General features: G+C 54.7%; 15 protein-coding genes. 4 read left to right on the forward strand and 11 right to left on the reverse strand.

Features of this window, described 5'->3' with window-relative positions; translation table 11 throughout:
* The first annotated feature begins 139 nt into the window (after positions 1-139).
* Entirely contained in the window at positions 140-1,708 is a 1,569-nt protein-coding gene (locus INF58_RS14305; protein WP_193527927.1) for an alpha/beta hydrolase-fold protein, read from the forward strand.
* Here INF58_RS14305 and INF58_RS14310 read toward each other — a convergent pair.
* Positions 1,694-1,942 carry a DUF1158 domain-containing protein gene (locus INF58_RS14310; RefSeq protein WP_063451549.1) on the reverse strand — a complete coding sequence of 83 codons (249 nt, stop codon included), beginning with the start codon at positions 1,940-1,942 and terminating at the stop codon, positions 1,694-1,696. The genes INF58_RS14305 and INF58_RS14310 overlap by 15 nt on opposite strands.
* A gap of 488 nt (positions 1,943-2,430) precedes the next feature.
* On the opposite strand from INF58_RS14310, the gene INF58_RS14315 reads away from it, so the two are divergent.
* From INF58_RS14315 to INF58_RS14325, 3 genes are all read left to right on the forward strand, one after another.
* Complete coding sequence (locus INF58_RS14315; protein ID WP_193527928.1) at positions 2,431-5,139, forward strand: cation-transporting P-type ATPase; 2,709 nt, start codon at positions 2,431-2,433, stop codon at positions 5,137-5,139.
* A gap of 116 nt (positions 5,140-5,255) precedes the next feature.
* Positions 5,256-6,320 (forward strand): efflux RND transporter periplasmic adaptor subunit, encoded by a 1,065-nt coding sequence (locus INF58_RS14320; RefSeq protein ID WP_193527929.1) that lies wholly within the window; start codon positions 5,256-5,258, stop codon positions 6,318-6,320.
* 9 nt (positions 6,321-6,329) lie between these two features.
* Positions 6,330-9,464: an efflux RND transporter permease subunit gene (locus INF58_RS14325; RefSeq protein ID WP_193527930.1), complete on the forward strand. Its 3,135-nt coding sequence runs from the start codon at positions 6,330-6,332 to the stop codon at positions 9,462-9,464.
* On the opposite strand, the gene INF58_RS14330 is transcribed toward INF58_RS14325, so the two are convergent.
* From INF58_RS14330 to INF58_RS14375, 10 genes are all read right to left on the reverse strand, one after another.
* The gene (locus INF58_RS14330) at positions 9,415-10,536 is read right to left on the reverse strand and encodes a YbdK family carboxylate-amine ligase (protein ID WP_063868913.1); all 1,122 of its coding nucleotides are present in this window, start codon (positions 10,534-10,536) and stop codon (positions 9,415-9,417) included. The two genes, INF58_RS14325 and INF58_RS14330, sit on opposite strands and share 50 nt — an antisense overlap.
* A gap of 281 nt (positions 10,537-10,817) precedes the next feature.
* Positions 10,818-11,327, reverse strand: a complete 510-nt coding sequence (locus INF58_RS14335; protein ID WP_107534859.1) for a phenolic acid decarboxylase — start codon at positions 11,325-11,327, stop codon at positions 10,818-10,820.
* 185 nt (positions 11,328-11,512) lie between these two features.
* Positions 11,513-11,875, reverse strand: coding sequence for a hypothetical protein (locus INF58_RS14340; protein ID WP_107534860.1), 363 nt, complete (start codon positions 11,873-11,875; stop codon positions 11,513-11,515).
* A gap of 175 nt (positions 11,876-12,050) precedes the next feature.
* On the reverse strand, positions 12,051-16,376 hold the full coding sequence (locus INF58_RS14345; RefSeq protein ID WP_193527931.1) for an inverse autotransporter beta domain-containing protein: 4,326 nt from the start codon (positions 16,374-16,376) through the stop codon (positions 12,051-12,053).
* A gap of 201 nt (positions 16,377-16,577) precedes the next feature.
* Entirely contained in the window at positions 16,578-17,552 is a 975-nt protein-coding gene (locus INF58_RS14350; RefSeq protein ID WP_370552663.1) for a fimbrial protein, read from the reverse strand.
* Between the two features lie 135 nt (positions 17,553-17,687).
* Positions 17,688-20,051 (reverse strand): fimbria/pilus outer membrane usher protein, encoded by a 2,364-nt coding sequence (locus INF58_RS14355; protein ID WP_193527932.1) that lies wholly within the window; start codon positions 20,049-20,051, stop codon positions 17,688-17,690.
* Positions 20,052-20,223: 172 nt separating this feature from the next.
* Positions 20,224-20,901, reverse strand: a complete 678-nt coding sequence (locus INF58_RS14360; RefSeq protein WP_107534862.1) for a molecular chaperone — start codon at positions 20,899-20,901, stop codon at positions 20,224-20,226.
* Positions 20,902-20,962: 61 nt separating this feature from the next.
* The gene (locus INF58_RS14365) at positions 20,963-21,505 is read right to left on the reverse strand and encodes a fimbrial protein (RefSeq protein ID WP_112791941.1); all 543 of its coding nucleotides are present in this window, start codon (positions 21,503-21,505) and stop codon (positions 20,963-20,965) included.
* A gap of 155 nt (positions 21,506-21,660) precedes the next feature.
* Positions 21,661-22,251, reverse strand: a complete 591-nt coding sequence (locus tag INF58_RS14370; protein ID WP_370552664.1) for a hypothetical protein — start codon at positions 22,249-22,251, stop codon at positions 21,661-21,663.
* Positions 22,248-22,667: a hypothetical protein gene (locus tag INF58_RS14375; protein ID WP_107534865.1), complete on the reverse strand. Its 420-nt coding sequence runs from the start codon at positions 22,665-22,667 to the stop codon at positions 22,248-22,250. The genes INF58_RS14370 and INF58_RS14375 overlap by 4 nt, the downstream gene beginning before the upstream one ends.
* Positions 22,668-22,822 lie beyond the last annotated feature (155 nt).

Here is a 22,822-nt window from a genome sequence, read left to right on the forward strand (position 1 = left end):
TATTGCCTCGCTACCGTTGTAGCCCATGCCGACACCTGCGATCGTCCTGACATCACTGGTAAAACGCTGAAGGTAATATTGCAAATTATTACCATTTGCATTAGCGTTGATGCCAAATTTCGTTGGGAAACAAGCGGTAATGAAGAGCGTATGGAGTGGGTTGCTGGTGGGGATCGGCGCGCTGCCCGCGGTGGCGGCAACGTGCGAGGAGTCGTCCCTGCTGGGGGATGTTCAGGGAAAGTTTGATGCCAGCGGCGAAGTCTGCTTTTTGCTGCCCGAACTGGGTGAAAATTACGTTTCTGCCACGCTGAACGGCGTGACGGATGCGCGCCTGCTGGACGGACAAAACCGCCGCATTCGCACGCTGGTCGAAGGCGGGCCTGCCGACGGCGAACACACGCTGCTGTTTGCCCTGCCGGTGAAACAGCGCACCTCGCTGGTGCTGCACGGCGAAGCGGGCAAGCCGTGGCGTTTTCAGTGGCGAATGAAAGAGACTTCCGCCTTGCCGCGCGTACAGAGGCTGGCGCCTGAAAGCCCGACGCTGAAGGCGCTGGCAAACGACATTTCAGCTGGTGGCAGTACCGAGACGTTCTGGCAGGCGCAGCGTCGGCAGGGCACGCCGATGGTGGAGCCGGTTGACGCAGACCATAAGCGCGTGACCTTTCTGTGGCGCGGCGCGCGCGATAACGTCTTCATCCTCGGCTCTCCGGCGGGGGAGCACGATCCGCTGTTCCGCCTGGGCAACAGCGACGTCTGGTTTCGCAGCTACGTGGTACCCGCTGATACGGTGATGCAGTACAAGCTCGCCCCCGATGTACCGATCGTGGAAGGTTCTGCCCTCGACAGGCGCCGCGCGATCCTGGTGAGCGCGCAGGCCGATCCGCTTAACCCGAACACCTTTGGCGAACAGAAAGCGGATCGCTGGAATCGCTTTTCCCTGCTCGATCTCAGCCCGGCGCGCTATTGCTCCGTTCAGGCTACGGCACAGCCGCTGGTGCACGGAACGTTGAGCCGCCAGATGCTGAGCAGCGCTATCCTCGGCAATTCCCGTGAAGTGATGATCTACAAACCGCGCGGCGCACAGCCCGCGCGCTGGACGCTCATCCTTTTCGACGGACAGATTTATCAGGACGAGTACCGTTTTGCCAACGTGCTGGATGGCCTGATTGCCCGGCACCACCTGCCATCCATTAACGTGGTGTTTATCGACAGCCTCGATCATGCCCGACGCGGCAACGAACTGCCGCCGAACCCGGATTTCGCCGATTTCATGGCGCACGAGCTGCTGCCGTGGCTTCGCGGACAGGGCATCGCGATGCAGCGGCAGAAAACGGTGCTGGCGGGGTCAAGCTACGGGGGAATTGCCTCCTCCTGGGTGGCGCTACGCTACCCGCGGCTGTTTGGCAACGTGCTGAGTCTTTCCGGCTCCTACTGGTGGGCGCCAAAAGGTGAAGCCCCCGGCTGGCTGACGCGTCAGTACCAGCAGTCTTCGCCGTATCCGGTGCGCTTCTGGTTACAGGCCGGGAAGTTTGAAACCGCGGGGCCGGGCGGTGGCATCTATCGCACCACGAAGGATTTTGAACAGGTGCTGAGGGAAAAAGGCTATCGCGTCAGTTTCCATCCGTGGTCCAGCGGCCACGACTACGCGGCCTGGTGCGAAGCGCTGATCCACGGGATGCGCGATTTCACCGGCCTACGACGCCAGTGAAAACCAGCGGCGCCAGACGAAACGCAGAATGAAGAATTCGATGGCGCCGAGCAGTAAAAACCACAGGCAGAACAGAATGGTGTAAAGCTGATTCAGATCGACCATATGAAAGGTCTGAACCAGCTTTTGCGCCAGCGCCAGCCCAAGCGACGGCGCAGGTAACAGCAGACAGGAGAGCAGGGCCATCAGTAAAATGCCCCCCGCGGTAATCAGCGATTCTAACGGGTGTTTCATCGTAATGTTAATCGTCAGTTAAAAATGTCATTGTCCGGCATCCTGAAACGTAAAGCAATATCATCCCGGCTGGCAAAATTAAGACAGAGCCCACCGATATTCTGCGAATAAATAGTCAAAAAAGAATATAAATGCCGATGCGATTAAATTAATATCGCGTAATGTAAATAAACGTCTTCTTTACGAAAATAATTTTACAAAGCTATAGGTGCTATATCCAATTAACGTCGCAATAACAATGGCTGCGACAATGTATAACGCCAGGCGCCGTCCGCGATAAATACCAAACATGGTTCCTCCTCGTTTAGTGTTGGTTTAGAAATATTTTGTAAAAATCAGTGCATAGAAATAATTTAAATCAGTTTTGAATAACCTTGTCGTCATTATATTGCGGTAGATCAATTTAACCCGCAAGACTTAAAAATGAATTAATTAAAGCCAGAAAGGAATTCCGGCTTCCGACCACCGGATATTGAAGGAAAAATACCATGACCAAAAAAAATTTCTCACAGAATATGCCACCCGCAGGCGGACAGGCGTACCAGCAGAACATAGAGCAGGTGCTTGCCCACACCCAAAGCCAGGCCAGCGGCCTTGACCGCGCCGAGGCGCAGGCGCGTCTGCAAAAGCATGGCCCAAACGCGCTGCCGGAGAAAAAAGGCAAGCCGGGCTGGCTGCGTTTTCTCGCGCACTTTAATGACGTGCTGATTTACGTCCTGCTGGCGGCTGCCGTATTAACGGCGGTAATGGGCCACTGGGTTGATACGCTGGTTATTCTGGGCGTGGCGGTCATCAATGCGCTAATTGGCCACATTCAGGAAAGCAACGCGGAAAAATCGCTGAAGAGTATTCGCAATATGCTTTCCAGCGAGGCGCGCGTTATTCGTAACGGCAACCATGAAACTATCCCGACGACGGAAATCGTCCCGGGCGATATTATTGTATTGCGCGCAGGGGATCGTATTCCGGCGGATATGCGTTTAATCGAAGCGCATAATTTACGCGTGGAAGAGGCGATCCTGACCGGCGAATCCACGGTGGTGGATAAACACACGAGCCCGCTTAACGGCGAATTACCGCTGGGCGACCGCACCAATATGGTCTTTTCCGGTACGACGGTCAGCGCGGGCGGCGGCGTGGGCGTGGTCATTGCCACCGGCCAGGAGACCGAGCTCGGCCACATCAACCAGATGATGGCGGGCATTGAAAAACACCGCACCCCGCTGCTGGTGCAGATGGACAAGCTGGGCAAAGCCATCTTCGCCATTATTCTGGCGATGATGGCCGCGCTGTTTGTCTTCAGCCTGGTGTTCCGCGAGATCCCGATGGGCGAGCTGCTGCTCTCCCTCATTAGCCTGGCGGTCGCCTCCGTACCGGAAGGCCTGCCGGCAATTATCTCCATCATCCTCTCTCTGGGCGTGCAGGCGATGGCGCGCAAGCGGGCGATTATCCGCAAGCTGCCGACGGTTGAAACCCTGGGCGCGATGACTGTGGTCTGCTCGGACAAAACCGGCACCCTGACCATGAACGAGATGACGGTCAAAGCCATCATCACTGCCGATACCTGCTACCGCGTGGACGGCAACAGCTACGAGCCGGTGGGCAATATCTACCTGGAAGGCAGCGATGAGCCGGTACAGATCCAGCCGGGCACCGTGCTCGAGCAGTACCTGCGCACCGTTGACCTGTGCAACGACAGCCAGCTGATTCAGGACGAGCGCGGCCTGTGGGGCATTACCGGTGGGCCGACCGAGGGCGCGCTGAAGGTGCTGGCGGCGAAAGCCCACCTCGCGCCGGTGATGACCACCCTTATCAATAAGATCCCGTTCGACTCGCAGTACAAGTATATGAGCACCCACTACCAGATTGGCGGTGAGGAGCAGATTTTGATTACCGGCGCGCCGGACGTCATTTTCGCCCTGTGCGACCAGCAGCAGACGCGCAACGGCGCGGAAGCCTTCAACCGCGCGTACTGGGAAACGGAGATGGAGCGCTATGCGCGTCAGGGGCTGCGCATGGTTGCCGCGGCGTTCAAGCCGGCGAACGGCGAGCAGGCGTTAACGCACGACGACCTGAGTCACGGCCTGATTTTCCTCGGCATTGCCGGAATGATGGATCCGCCGCGCCCGGAAGCGATTGATGCAATTAACGCCTGTCAGCAGGCGGGGATCCGCGTCAAGATGATCACCGGCGATCACCCGCAGACGGCGATGAGCATCGGCCAGATGCTGGGGATCACCAACAGCGAGCAGGCGGTCACCGGCTATCAGCTGGAAAAAATGGACGATGCCGAGCTGGCGGAAGCGGCGGTGAAATATGACATCTTTGCCCGTACCAGCCCGGAGCATAAGCTGCGCCTGGTGAAAGCGTTGCAGGATAAAGGCGAAATCGTCGGCATGACCGGCGACGGCGTAAACGATGCCCCGGCGCTGCGCCAGGCGGACGTCGGCATCGCGATGGGCATCAAAGGCACGGAAGTTACCAAAGAGGCGGCGGACATGGTCCTGACGGACGATAACTTCGCCACCATCGCCAGCGCGGTGAAAGAGGGGCGTCGCGTTTACGACAACCTGAAGAAAACCATCCTGTTCATTATGCCGACCAACCTGGCGCAGGGGCTGCTGATTGTGATTGCGCTGCTGGCGGGGAATATCATTCCGCTGACGCCGGTGCTGATTCTGTGGATGAACATGGCGACCTCCGCCACGCTCTCCTTCGGCCTGGCCTTTGAGGCCGCCGAGCGCAACATTATGCGCCGCCCGCCGCGCCAGACCGGACAGCACGTGATGGACGCCTACGCCGTATGGCGCGTGGCCTTCGTCGGCACCATGATTGCCATCGCCGCCTTTGCGCTTGAAGCCTGGCTGGCCCCGCGCGGCCATAGCGCGGAGTTCATCCGCACCGTGCTGCTCCAGATGCTGGTCTGCGCCCAGTGGGTGTACATGATTAACTGCCGCAACACCGACGGGTTCTCCCTGAACCGCGGCCTGCTGGCGAACAAAGGGATCTGGCTGGTGACGGGCGTGCTGTTCCTGCTCCAGGCGGCGATTATCTACCTGCCGTTTATGCAGATGCTGTTCGGCACCGAAGCGCTGCCGCTGCGCTACTGGTTCGTGACGCTGGCGGTGGCTGGGGTGATGTTCTTCGTCGTCGAAATCGAGAAGCGACTGACCCGCAGGTTCCGTAAGGCTGCATAACAAAGATCCCCCTCACCCTAACCCTCTCCCCACAGGGGAGAGGGGACCGCCCGGTTTTCACCCTCGTCCCTGTGGGGAGAGGGCCGGGGTGAGGGGTACAAATTAGAGGTACTCCCATGAAATTCCCGCTCCTGTTCGCACTCCTCGCCTGCACGCTGCCACCCGCATTCGCCGCGGCTATTCCCGTTCGCGTCGCCACCGTGGAGCAGACCGCCCATGCCGCCGAGCGCCAGATCCCGGGCCGCATCGAAGCCATTCACACCGTTGAGCTGCGCGCGCGTACGGAAGGGGTGATAACGAAAATCCACTTCCGCGACGGGCAGTACGTGAAAAAAGGCGACGTGCTGTTTGAGCTGGACGACGCCGAGCCGCGTGCCGCCCTGCGTCTGGCGCAGGCCGAAGTGAGAAGCGCCGAAGCCACGCTGCGTCAGGCGCAGCAGCAGCTTTCCCGCTTCGAAAGCCTGGGCAGCAGCAACGCCATCAGCCGTCACGACGTGGACAACGCCCGCATGCAGCGCGACGTGGCGAGCGCCGCGCTGGAGCAGGCGAAAGCCCGGCTCGATACCCGCAGCGTCACCCTGAACTACACCCGCATCACCTCGCCGATTGACGGTCGCGTGGGGCATAGCCAGTTCCACGTGGGCAGCCTGGTGAATCCTGCCAGCGGCGTGCTGGTGGAGGTGGTGCAGCTCGATCCCATCCGCATCGCCTTTGCGCTGGAAGAGGGCGCGTTTGCCACCAAAGCCGGACAGCACGCGGATATCAGCGCCATGAAGCAGGCCTGGCAGGCGCTGATCGACAGCAACGGCCAGCGCGTCGGCGGGCAACTGACGTCCGTGGACAACCGCATCGATCCGCGCACCGCCAGCGTAATGCTGCGCGCCGAGTTTGCGAACCCGCGCCACCAGCTGCTGCCCGGCGGCAACGTGAATGTCTATCTGCGTCCGGCGAACGAGCAGCCGGCGCTGACGCTGCCTGCCGCCGCGGTCCAGCAGAACGGCGACGGGTTCTTCGCCTGGGTGGTTAACGCCGACGGCAAAGCCGAAAGGCGCCCGCTGAAAATTGCCGGGCAAATCGGCCAACAGTTTCAGATTGCCTCCGGCGTGAATCCCGGTGAGCGAGCGATTACCGACGGCGCGCAGCGCGTGCAGCCCGGCGCTGCCGTACAGATACTCAATTAAGGAGCCATCATGCTGACGTTTTTCATCAAACGCCCGCGCTTCGCGATGGTGATTGCGCTGGTCATCACCCTGCTGGGGGCCATCGCGCTGAGGATCATCCCGGTAGAGCAGTACCCGCAGATCACCCCGCCGGTGGTGAATGTCTCTGCCAGCTGGCCGGGCGCCAGCTCGGCTGACGTGGCGGAGGCCATCGCCACGCCGCTGGAGACGCAGCTTAACGGGGTGGATCACATGCTCTATATGGAGTCCACCAGTTCGGATGAAGGCAGCTACAGCCTGAACATCACCTTTGCGGCGGGTACCGATCCGGACCTCGCTGCCATTGACGTGCAGAACCGCGTGGCGCAGGCCGTGGCGCAGCTGCCGACTGAGGCACAGCAAAACGGCGTGCAGGTGCGCAAGCGCGCCACCAACCTGATGATGGGGGTAAGCCTTTACTCACCGAACAACACCCACACGCCGCTGTTTGTCAGCAACTACGCCAGCACGCAGGTACGCGAGGCGCTGTCGCGTCTGCCGGGCGTGGGGCAGGTGCAGATGTTTGGCGCGCGGGACTATAGCATGCGCATCTGGCTGCGTCCGGACCGCATGAACGCCCTGAACGTGACCACCGACGACGTGGCGCAGGCGCTGCGCGAGCAGAACGTGCAGGGGGCGGCGGGCCAGATCGGTACGCCACCGGTATTCAACGGCCAGCAGCAGACGCTGACCATCAACGGGCTGGGGCGCTTAAGCCAGGCCGAAGACTTTGCCGACATCATTATTCGCGCCGGGGAGATGGGCCAGCTGGTGCGCCTGAAGGACGTGGCGACCATTGAGCTCGGCTCGCGCAGCTACAGCTCGGGCGCCCAGCTGAACGGGCATGACTCCGCCTACCTCGGCATCTACCCGACGCCGTCCGCTAACGCCCTGCGCGTGGCCGACGCGGTGCGCGCGGAGCTGGAGCGTCTCTCGACGCGCTTCCCGGACGACCTGGTCTATGAAGTGAAATTCGACACCACCACCTTCGTTGCCGCCACCATTAAAGAGATCGGCGTCTCGCTGGCGCTGACCATGCTGGCGGTTGTGGTGGTTGTTTCCCTGTTCCTGCAAAGCTGGCGCGCGACGCTGATTGTCGCCCTCGCCATTCCGGTGTCGCTGGTGGGTACCTTTGCGGTGCTCTACGCGCTCGGCTACTCCGCCAACACGCTGAGCCTGTTCGCCATTATTCTGGCGCTGACCATGGTGGTGGATGATGCCATCGTGGTGGTTGAGAGCGTCGAAACCCTGATGGCGGAAGGGCAGAGCCGCACGGCGGCGACCGCGCTGGCGCTGCGCCAGATTGCCGGGCCGGTGATTGCCACCACGCTGGTGCTGCTGGCGGTGTTTGTGCCGGTGGCGCTCCTGCCGGGGATCGTCGGCGAGCTGTACCGCCAGTTCGCGGTGACGCTCTCCACCGCCGTCACGCTCTCAAGCCTGGTGGCGCTGACCCTGACGCCCGCGCTCTGTGCCATGCTGCTGCGCCCGCGTCCGGCGAAGCCTGCCGCGATTTTCCGTGGGTTCAACCGTGGGCTGGACGCCACGCGTACGCTTTACACCCGGATAGTGAGCGTGTTCAACCGGCGTCCGTGGCTGGCGCTGCTGGCTACCGCAGGCGCGGCGGCGGTGGTGGCGTTCAGCTTTATGTCGATGCCAAAGGGCTTCCTGCCGCAGGAAGATCAGGGCTACTTCTTCGCCAGCGTCCAGCTGCCGGAGGCGGCCTCGCTGGAGCGCACCGAAGCGGTGATGACCTCCGCGCGCGAGCTGATCGCTAAAAACCCGGCGGTGGAAGACGTGATTCAGGTCTCCGGGTTTAACATCCTCAACGGCACCAGCGCGTCGAACGGCGGGTTTATCTCCATCATGCTGAAGGACTGGAGCGAGCGCCCGCCGCTGGATGAGGTGATGGGCACCCTTCAGCGCCAGCTGCTGGCCCTGCCGGAAGCGACCATCATGACCTTCGCGCCGCCGACGCTGCCGGGGCTGGGCAATGCCTCCGGTTTCGACCTGCGCATTCAGGCGCAGGCGGGGCAGAGTCCGGCGGAGCTGGAGCGCGTTACGCGTGAGGTACTGGCAAAAGCCAACCAGCATCCGCAGCTGAGCCGCGTGTTCACCACCTGGAGCAGCAACGTGCCGCAGCTGACGCTGACCGTGGACCGCGAGCGTGCGGCCCGGCTCGACGTGCCGGTGTCGCGCATCTTCAGCAGTCTGCAAACCGCCTTCGGCGGCACCCGCGCCGGGGATTTCAGCGTCAACAACCGCGTTTACCACGTAGTGATGCAGAACGAGATGCAGTGGCGCGAGCGCGCGGAGCAAATCAGCGAGCTGTTCGTGCGCAGCAACAGCGGCGAGCGGGTGCGACTGAGCAACCTCGTCACCATTACGCCGACCGTCGGCGCGCCATTTATTCAGCAGTACAACCAGTTCCCGTCGGTATCGGTAAGCGGTTCGGCAGCGGAAGGTGTCAGCAGCAGCACCGCGATGGCGGCGATGGGCGAAATTCTGGCGCAGAACCTGCCTGCGGGGTACGACTACGCCTGGAGCGGCATTTCGTATCAGGAGCAGCAGACCGGCAACCAGGCGGTATGGATTGTGCTGGCGGCGGTGGTGATGGCGTGGCTGTTCCTCGTAGCCCAGTACGAGAGCTGGACGCTCCCGGCGAGCGTGATGCTTTCGGTGCTGTTCGCCATTGGCGGGGCGCTGGTCTGGCTGTGGCTGGCGGGCTACGCCAACGACGTGTACGTGCAGATCGGTCTGGTCTTGCTGATCGCTTTAGCGGCGAAAAACGCGATTCTTATCGTGGAGTTCGCCCGCGCGCGGAGGATGGACGGGATGGCGATTGTCGATGCCGCACGGGAAGGGGCATCGCGCCGCTTCCGCGCGGTGATGATGACCGCCGTGTCGTTCATCATCGGCGTCCTGCCGATGATGCTGGCGACCGGGGCGGGTGCCCAGAGCCGCCGCATCATTGGCACCACGGTGTTCAGCGGCATGCTGGTGGCAACCGTGGTGGGGATTGTGTTCATCCCGGCGCTGTTCGTGCTGTTTCAGCGCCTGCGCGAGTGGGGCCACGGCCTTACGGACTCGTCGCCCACAGCTCGCAGTGCTTCTGAACCAGAGAAATAAGCGAGCCGCCGTCGGCGATGAAGTCCCGCATGCGCTGCGCCTCGCTCTTGCCCTGCTTTAACAGCAGGGCAATTTCCTTGATTGCGCTCGTTGCACCGAGCTTCTCGGCCGACGGCGCAACCTGCTCCAGCAGCCAGGCGATATCGTCCGCCACGGTTTTGTGCTCGCCGGTATGCACGTCCGTCAGAACCCCCTCCAGCCCGTAGCGACACGCCTGAAAACGGTTAAAGCGGTACAAGAGAAAATCCCGCTCCTGATGCTTATACGGCCGCGTGGTCAGCAGCCAGTGAGACGTCGCCTGGATCAGCCCGGCGATATTAATCGCGTGGCCGAGCGTCAGCGGGGTATCCATCACCCGTACCTCCACGGTGCCGAAGTGCGGGCTGGGGCGAATGTCCCAGTGCAGATCTTTAATGCTGTCGATCATGCTGGTAGCGCTCAGGCGTCGGAACAGCCCCTCGAACTCCTGCCAGCTGTTGACCCACGGCATCTGGCCGTTATCCGGGAAGCCGGAGAAGATATTGAGCCGCGACGAGGAAAACCTGGTGTCCGTGCCCTGCATATAGGGAGAGGACGCGGCGAGGGCGATAAAGTGCGGCACGAAGCGCGACAGGCCGTGCAGCAGGTAAATGGCGTCGTCCCCGTTTCGGCATCCCACGTGCACGTGCTGGCCAAACACCGTCGCCTGTAAAATCAGATAGCCAAAGCGCTCCAGCGTGACGTTATAGCGCTCATCGGCGCACACTTCCTGACGCTGCCACTTCTGGAACGGATGGGTCCCGCCGCCGCAGATCTGAATATGCTGCTCCGCCGCCGCGCGCAGGATGCTCTGCTGCATTACCGAGAACTGCGCCGCCGCCTGGTCAATGGTCTGGCACACGCCGGTGGCGATTTCGAGCATGCTTTCGGTGATGTCGTGTTTGACTTCACCGCCTTTGATGTCGTCTTTGACGGCAGCGATAAGCGCGGAAGAGTCCTGACTCAGGTCGTAGCCCGGCGGGTTCACCACCTGGAGTTCAAGCTCGATGCCGAGGGTGTAGGGTTCAGAGGATTTGAAATCAGGTAAAGGCATGGCGCACTCCGTTGTCTGTTGTGTGTTGAGTATAGACAATGGGCGTGGCGCGCTCGTCTCGTGGTGGTATAACGGATAGCTGGCTTTGCAACAGGGGAGTGACTTATGTCTGACTATCCATCGATTACAGAAGGATTTCCTGAATGACCAGGTAAGTTATTTCGGCGTACCGAATTGCGGGAAGGTTGTTGGAAGACTGATTTAATGCACAAAAAAAACAGTGTGATGGAGGCTGCAATGAAGCAGCCTTTTTAATAAATCAGATTAACAATACGCGAGAGTTATTTTTTTAGATTCTCTGGAAAATTATCGGGCAACTGGTCAGGCGGGCAATTAATAACAGATTCATTATTTACACCACTGTCGTTGACGTATGTAATGGTTGCAAACTCGTCAATGACTTCAGTCGGATAGGCAGGACCCGCGCTGCGATACTCTTCCATTTTGTCGAGATGATCGTTCTGGAAACAAACCGTTTTCTCTGGATTGTTCATAACCCAGCGAGGGAAGAATATGGTTCCATGGAAAAGCTTGTCTCCGAGATTGGCAATCAGACTGACATCAGTACCCGTTGGCTCGGTCCAGGATACCTTATAGATCTCCTTACCGACACGAACGATGTAGACATGCTGGTCTTTGACCCAGCGACCACCGACCATACCGCTGTGAATTCGGTAATCGATCGTGTTTTCATTTTTAATGTAAAGCTCGTAGTTCCAGCCGTTGTCATAAGTATAGACAAGGTGTTTACCAGTGAAACCTGAGAGATCATCTTTATTAAAGTCTGTCATGTCACATCTCCTGAGTACTTAGATATTGCCCCGCAACGTGAAATAAAAGTATAGATGCTTTCATTGGACACAGCGTTTAGGTATGTAAGAGCATGTAAACCGTAGAGTGAAAATATGATCTCAAACTTACGCAGCTTAGGTTGGGCTCCGCGAAATTTGACTGGCATTTTTTAGGACAGGGGGCATCAATTGCGGAAATAAGGTATATCGACAGGGTAAGTATTTGTGAGCGTTATCAGGCGGCAGCGTACCAGTTTTTCACTGTCTGCATACCAGAAAGAAAATTGCCCGGTGGTCTGGTTAAAAATCATCTGGTCAAGATTAGCAAAGGGGAAGATAAGAAGTGATCCCTTGCGAAAGTGTCCCGCTCCTGTTTCAAACTGATTTCCCCCCCATGATTCCTGTGAGTGTTCGTAGCGGTGAAGGATGACCTCGATCTGACCGCGCATTGGGCAAAACAACCTGATAGCTGAATTTTCGAGGGATAAAGCATACGACGAAATTGAATAAAAAAAAGTTAATACAAATATTTTGACGTGTTTGATCATTGACAATCTCTCCGCTCTTTAGGGCGGGAATTTCTACGACCGGACGGCAATGAGCCGCCGCAATAATAATACAGGGAATCTCCCTGTATTATTATTTTACTCAGCGCGTTATCGGCATTACCCATACTCACTACGAATCTGCATCCGTGTGGATGGGAATGTCACGTGTTCACGGTTAATTTACCGCTGCACAGTTAATGCTCTGGCTGTAACTTAACCAGTCAATAACGCACTGGTTGCTCCCTTTATTTAGATAGTTGAACTTAACACTGAATTTATTGGTCGCCAGGATTGATTCAACGGTAGGGACCCAGGTGCCATATTCTCCCGCGACGGCATACTGGGTTCCATTCTTCCAGGGCTGACTGAACCAGTTATCGGTCACGGTAATAGGCCCTCTTGAAGGCTGACCACGCACGCCAATTGAGGAGCGATTGCTGGTACCGTAGCGCCCATAATCAAACCAGTTTTGCGTTACTTCCATAAACGCACCGGCGCCTGCTGACTGATATCTGTGCATATCAAACTGATGATAAGCTCCGGTTCCGCCTCCGTTAAGTACCAGGTTATGGTGCGCCGCGTAGCCTTCTCCAGCCATACCGCTTCCGGCAATTGAATGCCGGTTACTGTTGAACAGGTTACAGGCAACCTCTGCCGTGGCGTTACCGTTTTGCACAACCACGCCATACCCGAGCTCTTTTTTAATATTCTGATGAATATAGCTGTGATGAACCCGCACATTCGTTGATTTTTTCACGCTCACCGCAGCCCAGGGCCATCCCCATAGCTCCATATTGTCGACCTCAACATTATGGCTGCCTTCAACGGTCTGGATACCAATAGTGGTATTTTTCGTCAGGGTTCCTTTATAGGGGCCTTCATATCGGATACCCGAAATACGCGTATTGCTGTCCATCATGATAATCGGGAATTTATTTTCTTCTTCGCTCATGTAAGGAATACTCAGGCGCGCTCCTTCGCTGCCGTTTGCCCCACGATCGCTAAAAATAGTGGTTCCGCTTTTGATGAAGAGCGCGTTTTGCCGGACCGGTAATTCAATTTCAACATCGCCGGGAATATAGATATAGGGGGTGCCGGCATCGACCAGCGCCTTTAGTGTGGCATAGTCAGTAGCCTCCTGATAATTCACGCTGTCTTTATCTATCCGGCTCGCATAGCCTTCTCCGCCACCGACGACAGAGCACTGACCGTTTGCATCAAGTAGCTGGGTGGTGACGACGACGTTCAGCTCCAGCGGCGAGGATACCGTGCCTTTTCTGTCAACGGCGCGGATCGTAACGGGATAACGGTTTTCGCCGCCCACGATAAAGCCCGGCAAGGTCAGCATGAAGGTCCCTTCTTTCTCCGTAATGGTGCCGCCGGCGGATTTGAAGGCGGAAGCCTCAATCTGGTAATTTGCGACGCCGTACAGGCTCTGAACCTCGGGCGTCACCTCGGTTGTGCTGCCCTCAAAGCCCGTGACAGCCGTCTCCGCGGTGATGGTAAAGGGCGCCTGGCTGACGACAACCTCTATTTTCGTCGGCTCACTGATATTGCCGTGCGGATCCTTTCCGGTAACCGTGATGCTGTAGTGGTTGCTTCCCGTTGCCTGCCATGCGGGCATGACAAAATGATAGTCAGGCAGTGTGCCGGTAATCTTACCGCCTGCGGCAAGGAAATCCTCCGCGCTGAACTGGACATCACTTACGGTGGTTCCTTCTGACACCACGTTTATGGTGGTATCCACCGTTTCCTGCTCGGTTCCGGTCAGCGTGTCGGGCGCCGAAACGGCAATGCTGACAGGCTGCACCTCTAACGTCAGGGTGACCGGTGTCGACGAGCGGCCAGACTTATCCCACGCGACAGCGCGCACGGAATAGCGGTTGGTTCCCTCTTTTTTCCATAAAGGCAGCGTGAACCGCCAGGCATTTGTGCCGTCCTGCGTAATTTTTCCGCCAGCGCTGAAAAATGCCTCACCCTGCCACTCGATGCGATCGATGCCGGACTGGGCGCTGGCCTGCGGCGTAACGACAAGCTCCTCACCTGACTTGCCCGTCAGATTTTCATCAAGAACAAGGTTAATGGCCGCTGAAAGCACTGAAACCGTGGCGGTTACCGGCGCGGAACGGTGGTTTTGGTCGTCACCTGCGGTAAGGGTAATTGCATACTGGTTCGAGCCCGAGTCCGACCAAGCAGGCAGATCCAGCCAGACTTTATCTTTTTCGACGGTGACTTTACCCCCATGGGCAACAAACTCGGGCGCCTCCCAGTCGAGCCGGGTGACGGCGGTTTTTGCATCAATCGTCAGCGGCAGCGCAATACGCTCTCCCTCATTACCCTTCACCTCTGGCGGAACGGTGAGCACAATCGCGCCAGGCTCAACCACAATTGTCAGGGTGACCGGTGTCGATGAGTGGCCAGACTTATCCCACGCGACAGCGCGCACGGAATAGCGGTTGGCCCCCTCTTTTTTCCATAAGGGCAGGGTGAACCGCCAGGCATTTGTGCCGTCCTGCGTAATTTTTCCGCCAGCGCTGAAAAATGCCTCACCCTGCCACTCGATGCGATCAATATTGGACTGGGCGCTGGCCTGCGGCTTAACGATGAGCTCCTCACCAGAATTACCCGTCAGATTTTCATCGAGAACAAGGTTAATGGCCGCTGAAGCCACAGAAACCGTGGCGGTAACCGGCGCGGAACGGTGGTTTTGGTCGTCACCTGCGGTAAGGGTAATTGCATACTGGTTGGAGCCCGAGTCCGACCATGCAGGCAGATCCAGCCAGACTTTATCTTTTTCGACGGTGACTTTACCCCCATGGGCAACAAACTCGGGCGCCTCCCAGTCGAGCCGGGTGACGGCGGTTTTTGCATCTATCGTCAGCGGCAGTGCAATACGCTCCCCTTCGTTACCCTCCACCTCTGGCGGAACGGTGAGCACAATAGAGCGCGGTTCGACCACGATCCGGGCTGAAGCGGTGTTAGAAACGTTCCCCTCGCTGTCACTCACCGTTACTTCAATGGGATAACTGTTTTCACCGCCAGCCTTATAGGGAGGCAGAACGACGCTATAGTTCAGGCTCAGATTGTCCGCTTCTGGAGCTCGCGTCTGGATAAACTTGCCGCCGGCGGCAAGAAATTCCGGTGCCTTCCAGTCAACTTTACCGATGGTGCCGGTACTGCGAACATTAAGGCCGAGGGCCAGCGTTTGTCCCTCTTCACCCTTGAGGTCGCCTGCCAGCGAGATTTTGACATCCAATGGCAGAACATCCACCTCAACGCGGAACGGCGCTGATAAGTTGCCTTTTTCATCAATGGCACGCCCCTCCAGCAGATAGTGATTACTGCCGGTTGTTTGCCATTCGGGCAGAACGATGACATAGGCGCCGTTTACATTGGTGATATCACCACCTGCGGCGAAGAAATCCTGACCCTGCCAGCCAATTCCGGCCACGGCATAGCGCGAAGAGATGTCCAGGTTTAACGCGAGTTGGCTGCTTTCAACGCCTGAAACCTTGTGATGCGGAGCCACGGAAAACAGGCGATCCTTTTTGTATTCCAGAACAATAACGTTGTTTCTGTCCACCAGATCATAGCGAGAGCCCGCCAGCGTGCGGTTAAAGCGAACACGCTCCGGATCAAGCTGCGTTTTGAGCGGCAAACCAAACTGCCAGGAGAGGTTCAACCCTATGGAAAATTCGTCACCGCCGCCACGCGTGTTAACCGTTTTTTGCAGTGAAATTCCCGCCAGGGGGACAGGGGTGTAATTCAGACCTAAGGTCAGTACCTGAGGATTTTTCTGAAGATCATCCGGGCCAAAAATACCGACTTGATCGCCATAATACCGAGCCCAGGTAATTTTTCCGCCAAGCTGAGGCAAACCCGGTAGCCAGGCTTCTGTCCGGATATCAAAGCCATTAGCGACGCGTTCGTGGTAGTCTGTGAGATCCCGCGAGCGCTTCCAGTCGCTGAGCCGGTAATAGCCATTGGCAGAAACGCGAAAGAAATCGCGTGCATACTCAAGACCTGTGCCCAGGCGCTTATGCTGGCCACTGACGTCGTAATCATAAAACATATTGGCACCGAACATGGCGGAGTCAGAAGGCCAGAATCGATACCCCATGCCGAGATTTGCCATGGTTCTGTCGTCGATCCGCCTAATCCCCGTCTGGGAAAAAAACAGATGGCTGCGGTTTTCGTAAAGGGGCAGTAAAAAATCAAATTCACTGCCGTCAAGGTGCGCGCTGCTTAAATTCAGCTTCACTCTTGCCGTGCCAAATGAAGAAAGGCTTTGCTGAACGGCCGAGCTGAATAATCCTGAGGCCATGCTGCCGCCGACGGCGCTGATGCGATCGGCGGAAGCGTCCTGCCCCAGCACCTGCGCCAGCTTAGCGCCTGCGCCAGCTCTTGCCCGGAAGAGGGTTTCTTCACGGCTGATTTCTTCCTCATGCAGCGCGCGATAGACACTCTCCCTGACCGTCATGGCGCGATCGTTCGTATTCATCTCACTTCCCGCAGCCAGTCCTGGCTGCATGAAAAGCACAATATACATCCCGTGCTTTCGCTTAAAATGGGATAGGCAGCTGACCACCATATTGATAATTACTCCCTTGCTTATACAGGCGCACTTTTGACATTGATAATTTATATAAGCGTGCGCGCTAAATTATATTAAAAGTCTTACCCACGTATTTAGACTCAAATATCATCGATAGGTCATCGTGAAGGATGCCGTAGCGTTTATTGTTCCGGGTTGAATGTTTTTGTCCGTCTGATAGTAGGCAGCCTTAAATGGAATATTCACGATTTCCCCATTGGAAGTCGTGATAGCGTGATTGATCATGCTGCCAAATTTCACAGGTGAATCTTGATGCAAAATCTGAATGCCAACCCCGCTGGCAGTGGATGCGCTGCTAAGGCCTAATACTCCGTTGGCGGCGTCTGCAAGTACCGAGACATTATCCAGCGTTACGTTCACAGATGTTTGTGCATCACAATTAAGCGATACATTGAAATTTACTGGGTTTTGGGTACTGCCAATGCCATTAAATTTAGAGGCAACGGCAAATCCCATATCAATATTTAAATTGCTATCCTGTACCAGACACGAAACGGTATTGGTATTGACGCCTGATATAAGGTATTTAAACAGAGGCTGTCGCTGTACGTTTTTACTTACTGGCGTGCTGTACTGAATCGCAATGACGAGTGGGGAAATTATGCCCGTCCTGGGCGTTGACGCCGTTTTGACCAGCTCAAAGGTATCATTGAAGGTTGCCCCTTTTTGCGATATGCCTCGCTGCCAGGTGCTCAGGTTCAGCGAACCGTTAGTAACGGTGCCCGTAGCCCCGGTGGTACTGGAATAGTTTTTCCAGCGTAATCCAATTCCTTCAACGTTTGTGGCCCGTACGCCCGCTATCACCGAAGCACCATTGTCAATATTTGTTGGCGCCAGCTGAACTGCCCAGGACCCTTCCGCTGTGGTTTGACCTTTCGCATCGCAGTTGATGGGATGGTTAACCGTTACCGAACCCAGCACACTTCCGACGGGTACATCCCGCTGAATAAGAATATTTTGATCGAAGTTAACGTTGACATCCGATGCTGTACATAAAGCGTAAGTATTGACTGACATAAAACTGCCTGCAATGAGGCTAATAATTTTAAAAAATGTGCGCACAGCGAATTCCTTAATTATGTCTGGCAATGTTGCGGAAAATGCTTTTCCACAACATCACTGAAGCGATATTCATCTATAAAACCGCGTATTAAAGTTGTTAGCTATCCTCGCAATAATTCATTCTCTGACTTTTTATCACTGACATAGCGCGGTTATACGTTGAATAGCCCCGGGGCGGTTTTCATGTTTTATCGTTGTCTGGCAATTTATCTGACCCCAGGTCGCTGAAATACGATCGCCGTTATTCAGACCGCTCAGGTAAACCTCACCATCATTACCAACGATGCTCATCACGTCACGGCCCTCCAGCTTGACCATTGATCCAAAGGGTACGGGCCCATTTTTGTAGCGCAGTTTAATTAACGCGCGGTAGCCCGTTCTGGCATTGAACGTTGCGCGCACAACCGCGCCGCGGGTCGGTACCACGTTAACCACAGATTCTGCGATATCGGTATCAGGTCCGAGCGAACGGGTATCAATAGCGATACGGTTCTCCTGATAAGCGCTGGTATAAGGAACAATCGCGTAGCCGCGCCAGTCGGTTTTCACCCCCGGATTATTGCGCACCTTCAGGCCTGATGCCCCCTCGGCCTTCACCAGCGCAACGGTGTCGCCGAGCGGTTGCGAGAACGTTACGCCGTCTTCATGAGCGACAATACCGCCCTGCACACCAACGTTAAGCTGGCTGTTATCCCGGCTGTAGTTATAACCTGCGCTGACGGTGCCGTAGCCGCCTTTATAGGTGCCGCTGACCGAACTTCTGGACTGGCTCCCCGATGAGGTATACCCCTGTTGAAGCGAATAACTGAAATTGTTATCAGCAAGCGCTGTACCGCTCAGCCCCACCTGATGCGTTTCGCCGCCCTTTTTTTGGGCGTTCACGCTGTAGCTGGCCCAGCTTTTCGGCAACCATTTACTGAGCGGCACCTGCAAGCTGAAGGCGAGGATCTGATCCTTTTGCGACACGCCAGGGGTTTCGCTGTAGGTGTAGCTCAGCGAATAGCCGATCTCGTTGATGCTGGTGTTAATGCCCGTACTGATGCTGCGTTCATACCCTTCCCGTCGCCAGTAGTCTTGCTGGTAGGCGCTAATATAAAAGCTCCCCCAGCTCATCAAGGACTGATTAAGATTAAGCTGTAGTCGGCTTCGTTTGTTGTAGCGCTGGCTGGCGTAGTCGTTTACCTCCTGAAAAGTATAAAACCCCTCGGTGGAATATCGGTAGCTGGCCAGCGTTACCGTGGTATCAGTGGTCGTCACCGTTTTCGAATACTGCACCCGATAGGATTGTCCACGGCTTCGCCTGACTTCGTCCTGTTTAAGCTTGCTGTCGGCCAGGGTAACATCCGCAGAAAGCGACCCGATCTCACCAAAACTTAAGCCCGCACCCAGTACGCCGGCAAGATAGTTATCTGCGCCCAGCATGCCGCCATAAAGAGTAAGCGTGTTTGACACGCCCCAGGCCAGGGTACCCTGACCAAATGAGGGCTTCTGCGCATTATCTTTGGTGGTACGGTATTCACCGCCGCTCAGCGAGTATTTTAACCGCCCCTCACGCAGCATGATGGGTACTGCTGAAAAAGGCTGGATAAATCGCTGCTCGCTGCCGTCGGCTTCGGCAACCGTAACCTCAAGATCGCCGCTGGTGGAAGTAGGATAAAGATCGCGTATCTCGAAGCTGCCCGGCGCAACATAGGTTTGATAAATGGTGTAGCCGTTTTGCTTAACGGTGACCATCGCATTGCTGCGGGCAATGCCGCGGATCGTTGGCGCAAAACCGCGCATGCTCTCGGGCAGCATGGTGTCGTCTGAATAAATCTGTATGCCCCGAAACATAATGCTGTCGAAAATATCTCCCGGCGTGCTTGTTTCGCCAAGCTGTAGCTGTCCTTTCAAAAATTGTATATCGCGGCTCAGCGTCGTACTGACGGACGAAAAATCATGCTCTTTATTACTTTTAGTGGCGGTACTGTAATTACGTAGCCGCCAGGGCCCCAGATTCAGACCGCTCTGTAGGTTCAGATAAAGCTGATCCTGCGTCTTTCCCTGATTTACCCAATTGCGCGAGCCATTGGCACTGTAGTTGAGCAGCAGCGCCGGGATCCCCTGATCCCAACGGGAAGGGTCAACCGTGCCGCGTGCACGAATGTTAAGCGCTGACTGAGGAATGGATATATCCAGCCTTTGCTTATCAAAATTCAGGCGAGCGCTGGCATCAGGTATAAAGGCGCCAGGGTTGGTGATAATCGTTCCTTCCGGCAGTGCCGCCAGCTTCGGAAAAAGCTGGGTCCGTACACCAAGCATCTCAAGCATGCCGCGGTTTAGCTCAGGCGCCAGCCCCACACCATTCAGGGCTACAAAAGAAATATTCTCCGTCCGAACATATTCATTGTTAAGCCAGATTTCTACCCTGTAGGTACCGGGCAACTGCTCTCCATGTTCAAAACGGCTTAGATCAATGCTTTTTGCCGATGTGTGCGTCTTTTCCAGCGCGTCAGACATAAAATATAATTCACCTGCCTTTGCAGGAAACAGACCGGAAATTAACAGGGCAATAGCAGACAGCCGGATAACTTTAAAAGCTTTCATTTCCGGTTTAATTAATTTTCGGCAATTAAAGTCAGTCTTCACTTTGCTTTCCTGCTGGGATGACATGGCTGAATCTATTTCTTAATTACGGCAATCTCTGACGCGCTTCTTCAGTAACGCCGCCGAAATCATTTATCGCTTTCCAGGTAACATCCCGTCCCGCAGCGGTGATATGTGCCGTACCGAACGGTGCTACCATCGGCGGGTGTTCAATAGCCTGACTGCCCACTTTTAAAGAAAACAACGACACGTAATAGGGGGTTGGATTAGAGATAACAATCCGATCTCCGCTACGCTCATAGTGCAGGTTTTTCCAGGCATCATTTACCTTGTCGGTTGCTAATTTTGCCGGCCGATAGAAAAGCTTCATGCGCGTCTTAACGGCAATAAGCAGTTGGTTGTGATCCGATTTTTCCATAGATGGAATCGACTTTACGTTAAGCCAAAAGAGGGATTCACGATCTTGCGGCAGCATCTGTTCCCCGGTGTAAATAATACGAAGGGTATTTTCATGCTCTCCGTCCAGACGAAACAGCGGTGGTGTGACAATAAAAGGTACTTTAGCAGGTGAATTTTCTTCCAGTTCAATCCATGACTGAATGAGATAAGGAATTGAGTTCTTACTATTAATCACCGATATTGACGCTTCGTTTTCTTCACCATTGTAAATCAGCCGTGTGCCGCCAACGGTAATGCCAGCATTGACTGAAAGCGTGAATAAGCAAGCAGTGAGTAAAAGAATAGCGTGAAGGAGACGGCTCATATTACAACTCCATGATCCCATCGGGAAACAGGCGGGCGTGCAGCGGGCACGCCCGAACGTCTTACTGGTAGGTGATAGTAAAATCTGATGAGGCATTAGCCGTACCGGCTGTAACCGTAGCTTCGGTTGCCTTGTATTTAGCAACAAATGCCATCTGATTACTGTTTGAAGCCGTAGTATCAAGCGTCAGGCTTTTAGACAGCGTGGCGAGAGGGATGGGCGTAACGCCATCTTTTTCATACAGCGCGACGCCTACTCCTTTGGCCGTCTGACCTGAGCTAAGCGCAAGTATGCTGGTATCATTAGCATCAGCTGTGCCATCAAATTTAACTGATGCGGTTTTAACCGCCGTCGGGCAATTATCAAGCACGATAGTAAAGCGAGTTGCTGCCGCTACATCGCCTTTTGCGCTGAATGAGCTCTTGGGAATTTGTCCGAGGTCAACAGTCTGGGTAGCAGTACCTGTGTTAACCGTGCACGCCGAATCCAGAATAGTTCCGGTAAAATTAATCTTCCCATCGGCAGCTTGAGCCGCAAAGGAAATACCGGTGACGACAGCAGCTGCCAGCACATTACGAACAAGACGGGGCATTTTATTTTGCATAGCTATATATCCTTATGATTGAACAAATATCTGCTGCGGACGTTATCCATAGCAGGATTGGCGGTTTAATACCGCCTTATAAAAATATTCAAGAAGATCAAAAGGAATACTTCTGACCAAAAAACACATTACTAGATAAGGTTGCTACTTATAATTTACATAAAAGCCCTTCTGGAAACCCCTTCAGAAGACAGCATTAAAATGAGTTGCTTTAACTCCAGGCTGCTACCTAAAAAAAGACGGCTCTTTACATACTGTAATCTATTGGTATCAGATCTGTTTTTACGCAAATAAATTTTATTTGTTGGGTCGTAAATGTTTACCAGAAAATCAAAATAATCTTCTGATAAAGTATCTTTCAATCTTTGATGCAATACATTAACTAAACTACAGGATGATTCTACCAGAGTGAATTTTGCTGCACGGCTGCAAATCTTCTTTAGTTCTTTGATTGTCGTTATTAGCCCAAATGCTTTAAGGAAGCTATTTGCGGCAATGTTTTCTGGTACAATAAAATGGGTCTGCCTGGATAATCCCCTCGTAGCCAGGCGCGAGTGGAGCCAGCGAATATTGTCTCCCGTTTCATGAACCGTATCGATGATAATATAGGGTTTGTCAAAAACCGTCGCGCAAACTAAAAATGCCAGACGATTATCAAAGAAAAAAATCTGTCTATTTTCAGGAGATAGTGTTATTATCGCCTGACGCATTGCAAAATTTCTGGTAAAAACAAGTACAGCTGTCACTGCTTCTGTCCTTTCGAGCTAATCTCATTTTTAATAAATGATTGTTTTTTGACAACATATACACGTTCCAGAGCATCCTGTTCTATTTTATATGCTTTACCGTCCAGCCTTGAGAATGGATACCTTTCAAAGCCAACGCTGTTAAATGCAAGCTGAATCTTCTTTACCATCGACAGTAAATATGATTTTGAACAGCGTAATCCATTATCATAAAATACATGAATGATAATATCTTCATCATACACAACACCCGTGTCCATTTCAGACAGCAAATATTCGAAAAGTCTGGCTTTAGTGGCTCCAAACCTTTTGATACGCCCATTTTTGATGTTGATTAACGTTCTGGTAGAAAGCCTGTACTCCAGATTTTGAAAAATATTATATCCATATAGAATAACGTCTGAGAAAAAGGGCACGGCCACTCCTTAGAGGTCTATCCATCTCATATCCATGACACTTTTTTTCATATCTTTACAATGAATTGTTGTTCACCAGGTACGAGAAAAATAGTATTTCATTAAAAAAAAGGTGGCAATGAGACAGGTTTATCAAAATAAAATACCAAAATAAT

Origin of the sequence: Enterobacter cloacae complex sp. P24RS, assembly GCF_014982165.1 — a bacterium.
In the GTDB taxonomy this organism is placed as follows: Bacteria; Pseudomonadota; Gammaproteobacteria; order Enterobacterales; family Enterobacteriaceae; genus Enterobacter; species Enterobacter quasihormaechei.